At 64.4% G+C, this 15,109-nt stretch carries 16 protein-coding genes; 15 read left to right on the forward strand and 1 reads right to left on the reverse strand.

What is annotated here, in order from left to right:
- The first annotated feature begins 32 nt into the window (after positions 1–32).
- Together RE4_RS31570 and RE4_RS10460 are read left to right on the forward strand one after the other, a co-directional pair.
- The gene (locus RE4_RS31570; RefSeq protein ID WP_370671296.1) at positions 33–701 is read left to right on the forward strand and encodes a PadR family transcriptional regulator; all 669 of its coding nucleotides are present in this window, start codon (positions 33–35) and stop codon (positions 699–701) included.
- A gap of 94 nt (positions 702–795) precedes the next feature.
- Complete coding sequence (locus tag RE4_RS10460) at positions 796–1,815, forward strand: esterase/lipase family protein (RefSeq protein WP_060938545.1); 1,020 nt, start codon at positions 796–798, stop codon at positions 1,813–1,815.
- 57 nt (positions 1,816–1,872) lie between these two features.
- Here the strand turns inward: RE4_RS10460 and RE4_RS10465 are convergent, their stop codons facing one another.
- Entirely contained in the window at positions 1,873–2,079 is a 207-nt protein-coding gene (locus RE4_RS10465; RefSeq protein WP_003944900.1) for a hypothetical protein, read from the reverse strand.
- A gap of 288 nt (positions 2,080–2,367) precedes the next feature.
- Between RE4_RS10465 and fmt the strand changes: the two genes are divergently transcribed.
- From fmt to whiA, 13 genes are all read left to right on the forward strand, one after another.
- Positions 2,368–3,291 (forward strand): methionyl-tRNA formyltransferase, encoded by a 924-nt coding sequence (gene fmt, locus RE4_RS10470; RefSeq protein ID WP_047888348.1) that lies wholly within the window; start codon positions 2,368–2,370, stop codon positions 3,289–3,291.
- Positions 3,288–4,736, forward strand: a complete 1,449-nt coding sequence (locus RE4_RS10475) for an RsmB/NOP family class I SAM-dependent RNA methyltransferase (RefSeq protein WP_019748382.1) — start codon at positions 3,288–3,290, stop codon at positions 4,734–4,736. Before fmt ends, RE4_RS10475 begins: the two co-directional genes overlap by 4 nt.
- A gap of 40 nt (positions 4,737–4,776) precedes the next feature.
- The gene (locus RE4_RS10480) at positions 4,777–5,124 is read left to right on the forward strand and encodes an MmcQ/YjbR family DNA-binding protein (RefSeq protein ID WP_019748383.1); all 348 of its coding nucleotides are present in this window, start codon (positions 4,777–4,779) and stop codon (positions 5,122–5,124) included.
- A 64-nt stretch (positions 5,125–5,188) separates the two neighbouring features.
- Positions 5,189–5,872 (forward strand): ribulose-phosphate 3-epimerase, encoded by a 684-nt coding sequence (gene rpe, locus RE4_RS10485; protein ID WP_019748384.1) that lies wholly within the window; start codon positions 5,189–5,191, stop codon positions 5,870–5,872.
- An 8-nt stretch (positions 5,873–5,880) separates the two neighbouring features.
- Positions 5,881–6,933, forward strand: coding sequence for a bifunctional diaminohydroxyphosphoribosylaminopyrimidine deaminase/5-amino-6-(5-phosphoribosylamino)uracil reductase RibD (gene ribD / locus RE4_RS10490; RefSeq protein ID WP_019748385.1), 1,053 nt, complete (start codon positions 5,881–5,883; stop codon positions 6,931–6,933).
- 5 nt (positions 6,934–6,938) lie between these two features.
- Positions 6,939–7,547 carry a riboflavin synthase gene (locus RE4_RS10495; protein WP_003944892.1) on the forward strand — a complete coding sequence of 203 codons (609 nt, stop codon included), beginning with the start codon at positions 6,939–6,941 and terminating at the stop codon, positions 7,545–7,547.
- A 110-nt stretch (positions 7,548–7,657) separates the two neighbouring features.
- Positions 7,658–8,932, forward strand: a complete 1,275-nt coding sequence (locus tag RE4_RS10500; RefSeq protein ID WP_003944833.1) for a bifunctional 3,4-dihydroxy-2-butanone-4-phosphate synthase/GTP cyclohydrolase II — start codon at positions 7,658–7,660, stop codon at positions 8,930–8,932.
- Positions 8,929–9,426 carry a 6,7-dimethyl-8-ribityllumazine synthase gene (gene ribH, locus RE4_RS10505; RefSeq protein ID WP_020907710.1) on the forward strand — a complete coding sequence of 166 codons (498 nt, stop codon included), beginning with the start codon at positions 8,929–8,931 and terminating at the stop codon, positions 9,424–9,426. Before RE4_RS10500 ends, ribH begins: the two co-directional genes overlap by 4 nt.
- Complete coding sequence (locus RE4_RS10510; protein WP_007727982.1) at positions 9,423–9,896, forward strand: PH domain-containing protein; 474 nt, start codon at positions 9,423–9,425, stop codon at positions 9,894–9,896. Before ribH ends, RE4_RS10510 begins: the two co-directional genes overlap by 4 nt.
- A gap of 74 nt (positions 9,897–9,970) precedes the next feature.
- Positions 9,971–12,163, forward strand: a complete 2,193-nt coding sequence (gene uvrC / locus RE4_RS10515; RefSeq protein WP_060938546.1) for an excinuclease ABC subunit UvrC — start codon at positions 9,971–9,973, stop codon at positions 12,161–12,163.
- Positions 12,160–13,059: an RNase adapter RapZ gene (gene rapZ, locus RE4_RS10520; protein ID WP_003944872.1), complete on the forward strand. Its 900-nt coding sequence runs from the start codon at positions 12,160–12,162 to the stop codon at positions 13,057–13,059. The genes uvrC and rapZ overlap by 4 nt, the downstream gene beginning before the upstream one ends.
- Positions 13,056–14,120: a gluconeogenesis factor YvcK family protein gene (locus tag RE4_RS10525; protein WP_060938547.1), complete on the forward strand. Its 1,065-nt coding sequence runs from the start codon at positions 13,056–13,058 to the stop codon at positions 14,118–14,120. The genes rapZ and RE4_RS10525 overlap by 4 nt, the downstream gene beginning before the upstream one ends.
- The gene (gene whiA / locus RE4_RS10530; protein WP_021344225.1) at positions 14,117–15,094 is read left to right on the forward strand and encodes a DNA-binding protein WhiA; all 978 of its coding nucleotides are present in this window, start codon (positions 14,117–14,119) and stop codon (positions 15,092–15,094) included. Before RE4_RS10525 ends, whiA begins: the two co-directional genes overlap by 4 nt.
- The last annotated feature ends 15 nt before the right edge of the window (positions 15,095–15,109 follow it).

Consider the following 15,109-nt stretch of genomic DNA (forward strand, 5'->3'; position numbering starts at 1 on the left):
GTTTCGGCCGTGAGCAACGGCCACCATTTGTGATGTGGGTGCCGACGGACGACGGCGCGCCGGGCGATGGTCCCGGCGATCGAGACGGTGGACGACGCGGTCGACCGCACGAGCGGCCGGGCTTCGGTGACATGCCACGCAGAGGCCATCGGCGGGGGCGTTTCGGTCCAGACGGCGGACCCGGCCCCGGCTTCGGTCCGGGCGCTCAGTTCGGTCGCGGGCGAGGACGTGGCGGACGCGGTCGTCGTGGAGATGTGCGCGCTGCGATTCTGTTGTTGATCGCGGAAGAGCCGATGCACGGCTACGAATTGATTCAACAGATCGTCGAGCGCAGCGGCGGCGTCTGGAAGCCGAGTCCGGGTTCCATTTATCCCGCGCTGTCCCAACTCGAGGACGAGGGACTGGTCATCATCGAAAAGGTCGCCGGCCGCAAGACCGCCAAGCTGACCGAGGAAGGCCTCGCGTACGTCGAGGAGCATCGCGCCGATCTCGGGGCACCGTGGGATGACGTTCGTCTCAGCGTAGGGGAGCCGGAGCAGGACCTTCGTGAACTGATCGGCCAGCTGATGGGCGCGGCCGGTCAAGTGGCTGCTGTAGGCACACCAGCGCAGGTCAAGGCCGCAGCCGACGTGCTTGTCGAGGCGCGCAAGTCGCTCTACCGAGTGCTTGCCGGTGATGACGCCGATGAAGGCGGCAATTGAGACGTCGGATACCTACTGTTCGGTAGGGTATGCGCCCCGAAGTTTCTGGTGTTACGGTCAGCTCCCTCGTAGGATCAGAGCAGGAGCAGGAACAATGGCTGGCGTCAAACGGTCTGTGGGACTGACATTTTCGGTAGCAGTGGCGCTGCTGATCGGAGCACCGCCGGCGATATCGGCTGCCGCACCGACGCTCCCGTCTGCGAGTGCCGACGCGATGGACGTTCCTCTCGACATCGGTCCGGGTCAGGCGACTCGTTCCGTTGCCACGGCATATGCGCATGCTCATCCAGGATCCGCACCTGCCGGGTCGAACGATTTCGCCTGTGAGCCTTCCGCCACGCATCCCCGACCAGTTGTACTCGCCCACGGAACCGACACCGAGGCGTACGCGGATTGGGCGGCCCTGTCGCCGGCACTGGCAGCTGACGGCTATTGCGTCTTCGCCCTCAATTACGGCGGTGCGATCAAAGAAGAAGACGGGGACGTCGCACACGAGACTTACGGCGTCGGTGACATAGTCGGTAGTGCCACCGCGTTCGGTTCTTTCGTCGATCAGGTGCTGACCGCGACCGGAGCGGACAAGGTCGACGTGATCGGCTACTCCCAAGGCGCGACGGTGACGCGGTACTACGTCAACAAAATGGGCGGCGACGCCTACGTCGATCATTGGGTCGGCTTGGCTTCGCCGACCTACGGAGGGGTGATGTTCGGGTTGGTTCCCATCGTCCGTGCAATCCCCGGCGGAGAAGACTTTGTCGAAGATGTCTTTTCGCGAGCTGTCCGCGAGCAGATGCAGGGGTCGGATACGTTGAACTCCCTCAACGACGGCGGCGACACCGTACCCGGAGTGCGCTACACGACTATCGGGTCCACTGTCGACGAGATGATCCAGCCGTCCTCGAACATCGCGCTCCGCGACGCCGGTGCCGAAAACATCGTCCTCCAGGATCTGTGCCCGTCGAACCTGACCGGCCACTTCCGCATGCCGTACGACCCCTACGTGATCGACGTCATCCGGACGGTCCTCGACCCCGATGCCGAGCGGCACGCTTCGTGCAGCGCGGTGCCGCTCGGCACGGATATTCCGCAAGTGGTCATCGATGCAAATTCGTGAGCTGCAAATTCGTGAGCTGCTAACTCGTGAGCACCGAGATCACGTGGGTCGGGATTTTTACTCGGCGAGCTTGGCAGTGGCCTGCGCCCACAGGAAGAACTTGTTCGTTCCGAGGTCGCGGACGGTCTTGATGTTGAACGCTGCCTTCAAATGTTCTGCGTCCGAATCGCTTACGCCGTTGAGTGCCGCGACCGGGGCGTCCGCCAATTCTTCGACGGACTTTCCTGCGTAGGCCTTGTCGAACTTACTGTCGATGCCTGCCATCTAAGTTCCTCCGTGTGATCGGTGTATCCCGTATCAGCCTCCGCCGAGTGGCGACGACAGAGACAGTCAATACCGAGGACCGGTGAATCTGCAGGGTTCTGATCAAAGAAATTGCTGAGAAAGTGGTTCGGTGTGGCGCGAGGTAGGTCGTAGCTCCCGCAGTCCTTAGACTGACAGTTCCACCCACCGACACATCCGGGAGCATTTTCGTGAGTTGCAGTCCACCGCGTTCGACAGGCCGATCGGCTGATCAGAGTCCGAAGAGCCCAACGAAACGGGAGAGCTGACATGCGCGTCGTGTTCGCCGGAACGCCCGAACCCGCGGTTCCTTCGCTGCGGCGTCTCATCGAGTCTGCCAACCACGAAGTGGTAGCCGTCGTCACGCGTCCGGACGCTGTGGCGGGCCGCGGTCGCAAAGTCACCCGCTCGCCGATCGGTCTGCTTGCCGACGAGTACGGCATCCCGGTCCTGACACCGGTCAAGGCGTCCGATCCCGACTTCGCGGCCGAACTCGCCCGCCTGGAACCGGACTGCGCACCCGTCGTCGCCTACGGAAACCTGTTGCCGCAGAACGTCCTCGACATTCCGAAATACGGTTGGGTCAATCTGCATTTCTCGCTGCTTCCGGCGTGGCGCGGCGCCGCGCCGGTGCAGGCTGCGATCAGTGCCGGTGACGAGGTGACGGGCGCCAGTGCGTTCCGTTTGGAAGCCGGCATGGATACCGGCCCCGTGTACGGAGTGATGACCGAGCGGATTCGCGACACCGATACGGCAGGCGACCTGCTCGGGCGTCTGGCGGAAAACGGCGCTGCCCTGCTCGAATCGGTACTCGACGGCCTGGAGGCCGGAGAGATCAACGCGGTTCCGCAGTCTGCCGACGGCGTCTCGTACGCCCCCAAGGTGACTGTGGACGCGGCCCGCGTGCGGTGGGAATTGCCCGCTCGCACGGTGGACCGGCACATCCGAGCAGTCACACCCGCGCCTGGGGCATGGACGATGATCGGTGATCTTCGAGTCAAGGTCGGCCCGGTCACCGTTACGGACGAGACCCTGGCAGTCGGTGAGATCTCGGTACGCAAGGATGGTCTGTACATCGGTACCGCGACCACCGCGGTACGACTCGGGCAGATTCAGCCCCCGGGCAAGAAATTGATGTCGGCAGGGGACTGGGCACGCGGTGCCCGACTCGACGCGGAGGTACGAGCACAGTGACCGAATCACGACGACCGGCACGGCGGACACAGGGTCCCGGAGCCAAGAATGCAACCGGTGGCAAGAACACCAAGCCGAAGCAGGCCAAGCGGCCGGATCCGGCAACCGCCGGGCTCGATCAGCCGCGCCTGGCTGCGCGCGACGTCCTGCGCGCGGTCCGTGAACGTGACGCATACGCGAACCTGGTTCTGCCCGGGCTCCTGCGTGACCGCAAACTCGACGCACGCGATGCGGCGCTGGCAACCGAACTCGCGTACGGCGCGGCACGTGCTCAGGGCCTCCTGGATGCGGTGATCGCGCATGCGGCGGGTCGGCCGATCGAAGAGATCGACGGAACCCTGCTCGATGTACTCCGACTCGGCTCGTACCAACTACTGCGTACTCGTGTCGCACCGCACGCTGCTGTTGCCACCTCGGTCGACCTCGTTCGCGCCGAAAACGGCCAGGGCCGAGCAGGATTCGTCAACGCGGTCCTGCGCCGTGTTTCCGAACGCACCCAGGACGAGTGGGTCGAGCTGCTAGCCCCGAAGGACCCGGTCGGCCGACTCGCCTTCGAGCACGCGCATCCCCTGTGGATCGCGCAGGTATTTGCCGACTCGCTCGGCGCTGCAGCCGGAGAGCTCGAAGACGTCCTGATCGCCGACGACGCCCGCCCCGCCGTGCACCTCGTCGCCCGCCCCGGTGAGATCTCCGCCGAGGAGCTCGCACTGGTGACCGGCGGCGAGATCGGGCCGTACTCGCCGTACGCCGTGCATCTCGACGGCGGTGACCCCGGACAACTCGAGGCGGTCCGCCAAGGCCTGGCAGGAGTGCAGGACGAGGGCAGTCAGCTGGTTGCCCGCGCCCTCAGCATTGCTCCTCTCGAAGGTGAGGACTCCGGACGCTGGCTCGACCTCTGTGCAGGTCCAGGAGGAAAAGCGGCACTTCTCGGTGCTCTTGCCGGCATCGAAGGTGGTCGACTCGACGCCGTCGAGCCGGTCGAACACCGTGCCGAGTTGATTCGCAAGACCACTCGCGAGCTTCCCGTGGACGTACACGTGGCGGACGGCCGCGAATCCGGGCTCGAACCCGGATACGACCGCATCCTCGTCGACGCTCCCTGCACCGGGTTGGGTGCGCTGCGTCGGCGCCCGGAGGCACGTTGGCGTCGCCAGCCGTCCGATGTGGCTCCGCTCGTGAAGTTGCAGCGTGAATTGCTCGCTGCTGCAATCGAACTGGTTCGCCCCGGCGGAGTGGTGCTGTACTCCACGTGCTCGCCGCACTTGTCGGAAACGCTGGCAGTGGTCGCCGATGCGGTGCGGCGTCATGGCGTCGTGGAACTCGACACCAAGGAATTGGTGCCAGGTGTCCCGGACGTCGGCGACGGATCGTCGGTTCAGTTGTGGCCGCATCGACACGGCACGGACGCTATGTTCATGGCCGCTTTGCGCAAGCCGCTGGCCTGATCGGATGACTTCTGGGCATCGGTAGTCGTATGGTGCCTACATGGTTACGTGGGAACAGGTTGTAGTACTGGGTTCGGCTCTTCCCTCCGTGGAAGAGTCGACCTCGTACAACACCCCGGCACTCAAGGTGGCAGGTAAAACTTTTGCGCGGCTCCGCACCGAAGCGGAGGGCGCTTTGGTCGTGATGTGCGGTCTGGACGAGAAGGAGGCGCTACTCGCCAGTGGCGAGGCGGCTTTCTTCACCACAGATCACTATCACGGGCACGGATCGATCCTCGTGCACCTCGAACTGATCGACGAGGTGCAGTTGGGCGAGATGCTCGAAGATGCGTGGCGGATCAAGGCGCCCGCCAAGGTGCGAAAGCTCCGCACCGTCGTCAAGAACTGATCGGATTTCACCGGCTCCGATGTGCATGCACGGTCGGCGATGAGTCACAGCTAAACTCGGCGGCGTGGCTTCCCCGATGATTGCACCGTCCATTTTGTCCGCAGATTTTGCTCGACTCGCCGATGAAGCGACTGCCGTGTCCGGCTCCGACTGGCTTCACGTCGACGTGATGGACGCGCATTTTGTTCCCAATCTCACGCTGGGTCTGCCGGTGGTCGAGAGTCTGCTGAAGGCGACGGACATTCCTCTCGACTGCCATCTCATGATCGAGAATCCGGAGCGCTGGGCGCCGCCGTACGCCGAGGCCGGTGCGTACAACGTCACGTTCCACGCCGAGGCCACCGACGACCCGCGTTCGGTTGCCCGCGATATTCGTGCAGCTGGTGCCAAGGCGGGGCTGAGCATCAAGCCTGGAACCCCGATCGACGACTACCTGGAAATCCTCAAGGACTTCGACACCCTCCTGATCATGAGCGTCGAACCCGGATTCGGTGGTCAGTCCTTCATGCCTCAGGTGCTCGACAAGGCACGCGCAGTTCGCAAGCTCGTCGACTCGGGTGAGCTGACGCTCCTCGTCGAAATCGACGGCGGCATCAACGCTTCCACGATCGAGCAGGCCGCTGAAGCAGGGATCGACTGCTTCGTCGCCGGTTCGGCGGTGTACGGGGCGAGTGATCCCGGTGAGGCGGTGCGCAAGCTACGCGCGCAGGCCGCCTCGGCGTCGCCGCACCTGACGCTGTCGGTCTGAGCCGCTCGATGGCAAAGGGTGGACAGGCGTCGACGGCTGATCTTGACGCCGCGATGCAGATCGCGCTGGCCGCAGCCGATTCTGCGCGCGGATTCACCAGCCCCAACCCGCCGGTCGGCGCTGTCATCCTCGCCGCCGACGGCACCATCGCGGGCGTCGGTATGACACAACCGCCCGGTGGACCGCACGCGGAGGTCGTGGCTCTCGACGAGGCCGGCGATGCGGCACGTGGTGGAACGGCCGTGGTGACACTGGAACCGTGCAATCACCAGGGGCGAACCGGCCCTTGCTCGCAGGCATTGATCGACGCCGGGGTCTCGGCGGTCGTCTACGCAGTCGGTGATCCCAATCCCGAGGCTTCCGGCGGCGCAGCGACGCTCATGCGCGCTGGAATCAGCGTCACGGCCGGACTGAGAGCACCCGAGGTGGAAGCTGGTCCACTGCGAGCCTGGCTGCACAAACAGCGCACCGGTCGCCCGCACATCACGTGGAAGTACGCGGCCAGTCTGGACGGACGCAGCGCTGCCGAGGACGGAACGAGTCAGTGGATCACCGGTCCGCAGGCGAGGGCGCGCGTGCATGCTCAGCGGGCGCAGATCGATGCGATCGTGGTCGGCACCGGCACCGTGTTCGCCGATGATCCGTGGCTGACGGCGCGTCAGCCCACCGGTGAACTCGCGGCGCATCAGCCCGTACGCGTCGTCGTCGGAAAGCGTGAAATACCTTCGACGGCAAGCGTTCTCGATGACACCGCACCGACTTTGGTGCTCAACACCGACAACATCGACGAAGTAGTCGAGGCGTTGGGGGAGTACACAGACGTACTTCTCGAGGGTGGGCCCCGTCTGGCCGGAGCATTCCTCGCCGCCGGATATGTCGACGTCATCGAGGCGTACATCGCTCCGATACTGCTCGGCGCGGGCGCTTCCGCGCTCGTCGATGCCGGAGTGCACACCATCACCGACGCCCACCGATTCCGTTTGGAGTCCGCGGTAACGATCGGCCCCGATATTTTGTTGAGTCTGGTTCCGGAGAGTTCTGCTCCGGGGAACGAGGAGTAGGGCGCGTGTTCACAGGAATTGTGGAAGAACTCGGCGAAATTGTCGCCAAGGAAGAACTGGTCGATGCTGCACGCTTCACGGTGCGCGGGCCACTGGTCACCTCCGACGCCGGTCACGGCGATTCGATCGCGGTCAACGGCGTGTGCCTGACGGTCGTCGATGTGCTTGCCGACGGTTCGTTCACCGCAGACGTCATGCAGGAAACGCTGAACCGCTCGAGCCTGGCGAAGTTGGATGTCGGCTCTCGCGTCAACCTCGAGCGTGCCGCGGCGCTGAACAGTCGACTCGGCGGCCACCTGGTCCAAGGGCACGTCGACGGAACTGGCCACGTCATTTCCCGCTCGCCTTCCGAGAACTGGGAGGTAGTGCGGATCGCACTGCCGGACTCCATTTCCCGATACGTGGTGGAGAAGGGTTCGATCACTGTCGACGGAGTCTCGCTGACGGTCTCCGCGCTGGGCGGCGACCGCGGGTTCGAGTACTTCGAGATCTCGCTGATCCCGACAACGCTCGAGTTGACGACGCTCGGAACCGCTGTGGTCGGTACGCCGGTCAACCTCGAGGTGGACGTGATCGCCAAGTACGTCGAGCGGCTTCACTCTGCCGGTCGGTAGGACCAGGCTGATCGGACCCGTCCGATTGGTCGTAGGGTTGTCAGTGCATCCGTCGGATGCACTTGTTGTATTCGATGATGTTAAAAGTCAAGACTTTGGAGTGCGAGCACGTGACCAGGTTCGACAGTATCGAGCGCGCAGTAGCAGATATCGCTGCAGGTAAAGCTGTTGTCGTCGTGGACGACGAGGATCGCGAGAACGAGGGCGACCTCATCTTCGCCGCCGAGAAAGCCACCCCGGAACTGGTGGCGTTCATGGTCAGGTACACCTCCGGCTACCTGTGCGTGCCGCTCGACGGTGACGATTGCGATCGGCTGGGCCTGCCCCCGATGTACGCCACCAACCAGGACAAGCACGGCACCGCCTACACCGTGACCGTCGACGCCCGTGAGGGAATCGGTACCGGCATCTCGGCGTCGGACCGCGCTGCGACGATGCGTCTGCTCGCCAACCCCGAATCCGGTGCCAACGATTTCACTCGTCCCGGCCACGTCGTTCCGCTCCGCGCGAAGGAAGGCGGAGTGCTGCGTCGTCCGGGCCACACGGAAGCTGCAGTCGACCTCGCCCGCATGGCGGACCTGCGTCCCGCCGGCGTCATCTGCGAAATCGTCAGCCAGAAGGACGAAGGCGCGATGGCTCAGACCGACGAGTTGCGAGTCTTCGCCGACGAACACAACCTTGCTCTGATCTCGATCGCGGACCTCATCGCGTGGCGTCGCAAGCACGAGAAGCACGTACTGCGCATCGCCGAGGCGCGCATCCCCACCCGCCACGGTGAGTTCACCGCTGTCGGCTACACCAGCATCTACGACGAGGTCGAGCACGTTGCGCTGGTGCGCGGCGACATCGCAGGCCCCGACGGAGACGGTAGCGACGTACTCGTCCGCGTTCACTCCGAGTGCCTCACCGGCGACGTCTTCGGTTCGCTGCGGTGCGATTGCGGCCCGCAGCTCGACGCCGCACTGGACATGGTCGCCCAGGAAGGCCGCGGCGTTGTCCTGTACATGCGCGGACACGAGGGTCGTGGCATCGGCCTCATGCACAAGCTGCAGGCCTACCAGCTCCAGGACGCCGGTTCCGACACAGTCGACGCCAATCTCGAACTCGGGCTACCGGCGGACGCCCGCGACTACGGCATCGGTGCGCAGATCCTCGTCGATCTGGGGATCTCGTCGATGCGTCTGCTGACCAACAACCCGGCCAAGCGTGTGGGTCTGGACGGCTACGGCCTGCAGATCACCGATCGCGTTCCGATGCCGCTGCGCGCGAATGCGGAGAACCTCACCTACCTGCGCACCAAGCGCGATCGGATGGGTCACGATCTGATCGGACTGGACGAGTACGAGGCGAACCAGAACACCGCACAGCCGGGAACCGCACTGTGAGCGGCGAAGGTCAGCCGAAGCTCGCGATCGCCGAGGCCAAGGATCTGAAGCTGGCGATCGTTGCCGGGCAGTGGCACGCGACGATCTCCGAGGCTCTGATCGCCGGCGCGCAGCGCGTCGCGCAGGAGGCACAGATCAAGGACGTGACACTGGTCCGTGTCGCCGGTGCGATCGAACTGCCGGTCGTTGCGCAGGCATTGGCTCGCACGCACGACGCCGTCGTCGCTCTCGGTGTTGTCATCCGCGGCGGCACGCCGCACTTCGAGTACGTGTGCGACGCGGTCACCGCGGGCCTTACACGCGTCTCGCTTGACGAAAGCACTCCCGTGGGGAACGGTGTCCTGACCACCGACACCGAGCAGCAGGCTCTTGACCGTTCGGGGCTGCCGGGTAGCGTCGAGGACAAGGGCGCACAGGCCTGCGCCGCCGCACTGGACACCGCAGTGACCCTGCGCCATCTCCGAGCACCATGGACCGAGGATTCGTTTCGATGAGTACACCCGGCGACAACGAGAACTGGGAACTGATTGCGTCACCGCGTAAGTCGACGCGATACGCGATCGGAGTTGCTGTCCTCCTGGTGATCGTTCACGTCACACTTGCACTCCTGCTCCGCCAGGGGTCCACCGGCGTGTACTTCCGAGCCGCGGACCAACTTGCGATGGCAGGCATCGGCACCATTCTGGCTCTCGGTGTACTGATGTTGACGCGGCCCCGGGTCAAGGTGGGCAAGCAGGGAATCGCCGTACGAAACATCTTGGGCGAGAAGATCGTCGACTGGGATCTGTTCGAGGGACTCTCGTTCCCCGACGGCGCCGCCTGGGCACGCATCGAATTGCCCGACGACGAGTACATGGCAGTGATGGCGATCCAGTCCAACGACCGTGAGTACGCCGTCGACACGGTCGGCAAGTTCCGCGAACTGGCCGACCGCTACGCACCGGTCGCGCACAAGAGCAACTGACGTCTTCCGACCGGTTCGGTGCCCGCATCCTGCGCGTTTCCGAGTCGGTCGGTGGCGGCGACTAACCTGAAACCGTGCCGGATCCCTCGACTTACCGCCCCGCTACCGGAACCATTCCGGCTGCGCCGGGCGTCTACAAATTTCGCGATCCGCATGGTCGGGTCATTTACGTCGGAAAGGCGAAAAGCCTCCGTTCACGTTTGAACTCGTACTTCGCGGACGTCACGACACTTCATCCCCGTACTCGGCAGATGGTGACCACCGCCGGCAGCGTTGAGTGGACCGTCGTCAGTACCGAAGTCGAAGCGCTTCAGCTCGAGTACAACTGGATCAAGGAATTCGATCCGCGGTTCAACGTGCGGTACCGCGACGACAAGACGTATCCGGTTCTCGCCGTGACGCTCAACGAAGAGTTCCCGCGGCTGTTCGTCTACCGCGGTCCGCGGCGCAAGGGCGTCCGCTACTTCGGTCCCTACTCCCATGCCTGGGCCATCCGCGAAACACTCGATCTGCTGCTGCGAGTGTTTCCCGCACGAACGTGCTCGTCCGGAGTCTTCAAACGACACAACCAGATCGGCCGGCCGTGTCTGCTCGGCTACATCGACAAGTGCTCGGCGCCCTGCGTCGGGCGAGTCAGCGCCGAGGAGCATCGTCAGATCGTCGAAGATTTCTGCGACTTCCTCGCCGGCCGCACGGACAAGCTGGTCAAAGATCTCGAAAAGCGCATGCAGCAGGCTTCCGAGGACCTCGACTTCGAGACCGCGGCCCGTCTGCGTGACGATATCGGCGCTTTGCGCAAGGCGCTCGAGAAGCAGGCCGTCGTACTCGGTGACGGCACCGACGCCGATCTCGTCGCCTTTGCAACCGATGATCTCGAAGCCGCCGTTCAGGTGTTCCACGTGCGCGGCGGACGCGTGCGGGGTCAGCGTGGATGGGTCGTGGAGAAGGCAGGCGATGCCATCGACTGGGCCGCACTCGACGCCGAGTCCGATCTGCCGATCCTGGTCGAGCAGTTCCTCACCCAGTTCTACGGTGAGCAGGCGGCACTCGACCCGGGAGCGGGCTCCGAGGCCGGGATCAGCGCCGTTCCCAAGGAAGTTCTCGTGCCGGTACTGCCTGCCAACGCGACCGAGATCCAGGCGTGGCTGAGCAAGCTTCGGGGATCGCAAGTGCAACTGCGGGTTCCGCAACGCGGCGACAAGAAGGACCTCGCCGAAACGGTCCAGCGAAACGCGAAAGAGGCTCTGGCGCAGCACAAGCTCAAGCGCGCCGGCGATTTCACCTCGCGTTCTGCGGCGCTTCAGGGCATCCAGGAAGCACTGGACCTGGACTCGGCTCCGCTACGAATCGAATGCATCGACATCAGTCACGTCCAGGGAACCGACGTCGTGGCGTCACTGGTCGTGTTCGAAGACGGGCTCCCGCGTAAGTCGGACTACCGCCATTACGCGATCAAGGAAGCTGCCGGCGACGGTCATTCCGACGACGTGGCGAGTATCGCAGAGATCACTCGCAGGCGGTTCCTCCGACACAACCGCGACCTGGGCATTCTCGCTGCGTCGGCGTCGACCATGGACGCGGACGGTGGGGATCTGGCTCCCGAAGCGGCGATCGACCCGGCGACGGGCCGGCCTCGGCGGTTCGCCTATCCACCCAATCTGTTCGTCGTGGACGGCGGCGCCCCTCAGGTCACGGCCGCAGCGGCGGTCCTCGACGAGCTGGGGGTCACCGACGTCGCGGTAGTCGGCTTGGCCAAGCGACTCGAAGAGGTATGGGTACCGGGGGAAGAAGATCCGGTCATCCTTCCCCGAACGAGCGAGTCGTTGTACCTCCTGCAACGCATCCGAGACGAAGCCCACCGCTTCGCGATCACGTTCCATCGCAGCAAGCGCTCGAGGCGGATGACGGCTTCGGCTCTGGACTCGGTCAAGGGGCTCGGTGAAACTCGCCGTACTGCTCTGGTGGCTCACTTCGGTTCCGTGGCGAAGCTGAAAACGGCAACTGTCGAGGAGATCATGCAGGTCCCCGGTATCGGTGAGACCACAGCCACAGCAGTTCTGGCCGCACTCGGCACGGATTCGGCTGCAACCGATGCGGGTGCTGAAGCTCGAGCGCTGCCAGCCGCGGTAGGGGATGATGAGCTGGACAAGGAATCCGAATCGTCTGTTACCTCTGCTGACGCGCCAAGCGCCGAATCCGGTAGCGGTGACGAGGGCTCCGAGTCGCGAGAATTGTCCATGCCGACGACGGGGCCGAGTGCACAGTGACTACCGACAGCGCCAAAGACAGTCGAACGATGGATTTCCTGCTGGTGACGGGATTGTCCGGAGCCGGTTTGAGTACCGCTGCCAAGGTGCTCGAAGACCTCGGCTGGTATGTCGCGGACAATTTGCCACCTGAGCTCATTTCCCGGATGGTCGGTCTGAGCTTGACCTCCGATCCGCCGGTCGATCGTCTCGCCGTCGTGATCGACGTGCGGAGTCGACTCTTCACCGGCGATCTCGGGTGGGTGCTCACCGAACTCGAGGCGGAGCCGATCCACACTCGGGTGCTGTACCTCGAAGCGTCCGACGACGTGTTGATCCGACGGTTCGAACAGGTGCGCCGCAGTCATCCGTTGCAGAACGACGGCATCGACGGCACGTTGTCCGAAGGGATCGCAGCCGAGCGTCGGCAGTTGGCCGTGGTGAAGGCGGCCGCCGATCTGGTCATCGACACGTCGGCGCTGAAGGCACATCAGTTGCGTCAGAAGATCGAAACGGCGTTCGGGAACGATGCCAACCGCACGATGAAGGTGACGGTCCAGTCGTTCGGATTCAAGTACGGCCTGCCGATGGACGCCGATCTCGTCTGTGACGTTCGATTCCTGCCCAATCCCCACTGGATCCCGGAACTTCGCCCGCACACCGGTCAGGATGCCGACGTCCGCGACTACGTGTTGTCCCGCGAGGGTGCGGAAGACTACCTAGACACCTACCGACATCTGGTCGATTTGACGATCGCCGGATATCGGCGAGAAGGAAAGCGCTACATGACAATTGCGGTCGGGTGCACCGGCGGTAAGCACCGAAGCGTGGCCATGTCCGAAGCTCTCGCGAGGCGTTTGGGTTCCGAGGACGACATCTCGGTCAGCATCGTGCACCGGGATCTGGGGCGCGAATGAGTGAACCGACACATAGCTCGCGGGAGACGCCAGATGGGCCGGCCATCGTCGCGCTCGGCGGCGGGCACGGATTGTTCGCCACGCTCCAGGCCGTCAGACGCCTGACGGTCGACGTCACCGCAGTGGTCACGGTCGCCGACGACGGTGGTTCGTCGGGCCGGCTGCGCGCCGAACTCGGCGTCATCCCGCCCGGTGACCTCCGGATGGCGCTCGCGGCTCTCGCGTCGGACGAACCCGAGATAGTCGACTGGACTCGGACCATTCAGCATCGCTTCGGCGGTGTCGGCGCACTTGCCGGGCACTCGGTGGGCAATCTCATCCTGGCCGGACTCACCGAGGTGCTCGGCGATCCGGTCGTCGCGCTCGACGAGATGGCGCGACTGCTGCGAATCCGTGGCCGCGTGCTGCCGATGTCGCCGATCGCGCTCGAGATCGAAGCCGACGTTCAAGGACTCGAAGAGGACCCACGCGTCAGCCGCTGCATTCGTGGACAGGTCGCCGTCGCGACCACGCCGGGCAAGGTTCGGCGTGTGAGACTGCTCCCGTCCAATCCGCCCGCGTGTCCCGAGGCTGTGACTGCGATCGATCGTGCCGATCTCGTGGTTCTCGGCCCGGGATCGTGGTTCTCGAGCGTGATCCCGCACGTACTGGTACCCGAACTTGTCGAATCACTGTCGTCGACGAATGCTCGAAAGGTGCTGGTGCTCAATCTCGCACCTGAGCCGGGGGAGACCGCCGGATTCTCCGCAGAGCGTCACCTGCACGTACTCTCCCAACACGTGCCCGATTTTCGGGTCGACTACGTGGTGGTCGACTCGGCGTCGGTACCGGCCGGGCGTGAACGTGAACATCTGCAGCGTGCGGCGGATCAATTTTCAGCCGAAGTCAGGTACGCGGATGTCGCGGACACCTCACCGGGCGCAGCGCATGTACACGATCCGGCAAAACTGGCCGATGTACTGGCTGAACTGTCGAGCAGTGCGGCAGTAGGGGATTCGACACAGTCTTCCCTGCAAGAACAGCAATCCGAAGAACAGAGGGAGAACGCTTCGTGGCAATGACAGCGGAGGTCAAGGACGAACTGAGCCGGTTAGTGGTGACTCAGGTCAGCTGCCGCAAGGCAGAGGTCTCCGCGTTGCTGCGCTTTGCCGGTGGGCTCCACATCGTCGGCGGCCGGGTGGTCGTCGAAGCAGAGGTGGATCTGGGCTCCACGGCGCGACGTCTGCGCCGGGAGATATTCGACCTGTTCACCTACAGTGCCGATGTTCACGTACTCAGTGCGGGCGGGCTTCGAAAATCCGCTCGCTACATCGTGCGTGTGGCGAAGGAGGGTGAGGCCCTCGCGCGCCAGACGGGACTGCTCGATCTTCGCGGGCGCCCGGTTCGCGGCTTGCCTGCGCAGGTCGTCGGCGGAAGCGTCGGCGACGCCGAAGCAGCTTGGCGCGGTGCGTTCCTCGCGCACGGTTCCCTGACCGAACCCGGCCGTTCGTCGGCGCTCGAAGTGAGCTGCCCCGGCCCGGAAGCTGCACTGGCATTGGTCGGAGCTGCGCGGCGTCTGGGGATCTCGGCGAAGGCACGTGAGGTTCGCGGAACGGATCGTGTGGTGATCCGCGACGGTGAGGCCATCGGCGATCTCCTGACCCGAATGGGAGCCCAGGACACACGCCTGGTGTGGGAGGAGCGACGGATGCGACGCGAGGTCCGCGCCACCGCCAATCGTCTCGCCAATTTCGACGACGCAAACCTGCGACGCTCTGCTCGCGCTGCCGTTGCGGCTGCTGCGCGCGTCGAGCGTGCGTTGGAGATCCTCGGCGAGGACGTGCCCGATCACCTCGCGGCGGCGGGCGCACTGCGCGTTGAGCATCGGCAGGCGTCCCTCGAAGAACTCGGCCAGTTGGCCGACCCGCCGATGACCAAGGACGCCGTTGCCGGACGTATCCGTCGCCTGCTGTCCATGGCTGATCGCAAGGCGAAGGAAACGGGCATACCCGACACCGAATCCGCAGTGAATGTGGAGCTACTCGAAGAGGGGTGACCTGCCCTCCGTCAG

Origin of the sequence: Rhodococcus erythropolis NBRC 15567 (genome assembly GCF_001552595.1) — a bacterium.
Classification (GTDB): domain Bacteria; phylum Actinomycetota; class Actinomycetes; order Mycobacteriales; family Mycobacteriaceae; genus Rhodococcus_F; species Rhodococcus_F erythropolis.

Bases quoted from the DNA above. Each gene is read 5' to 3' on its own strand.
- RE4_RS10460 (WP_060938545.1), top strand. From the start codon at position 796: ATGGCTGGCGTCAAACGGTCTGTGGGACTGACATTTTCGGTAGCAGTG.
- fmt (WP_047888348.1), top strand. From the start codon at position 2,368: ATGCGCGTCGTGTTCGCCGGAACGCCCGAACCCGCGGTTCCTTCGCTG.
- ribD (WP_019748385.1), top strand. From the start codon at position 5,881: ATGGCAAAGGGTGGACAGGCGTCGACGGCTGATCTTGACGCCGCGATG.
- RE4_RS10465 (WP_003944900.1), bottom strand. From the start codon at position 2,079: ATGGCAGGCATCGACAGTAAGTTCGACAAGGCCTACGCAGGAAAGTCC.
- RE4_RS10510 (WP_007727982.1), top strand. From the start codon at position 9,423: ATGAGTACACCCGGCGACAACGAGAACTGGGAACTGATTGCGTCACCG.
- RE4_RS10480 (WP_019748383.1), top strand. From the start codon at position 4,777: ATGGTTACGTGGGAACAGGTTGTAGTACTGGGTTCGGCTCTTCCCTCC.
- RE4_RS10525 (WP_060938547.1), top strand. From the start codon at position 13,056: ATGAGTGAACCGACACATAGCTCGCGGGAGACGCCAGATGGGCCGGCC.
- RE4_RS31570 (WP_370671296.1), top strand. From the start codon at position 33: ATGTGGGTGCCGACGGACGACGGCGCGCCGGGCGATGGTCCCGGCGAT.
- whiA (WP_021344225.1), top strand. From the start codon at position 14,117: ATGACAGCGGAGGTCAAGGACGAACTGAGCCGGTTAGTGGTGACTCAG.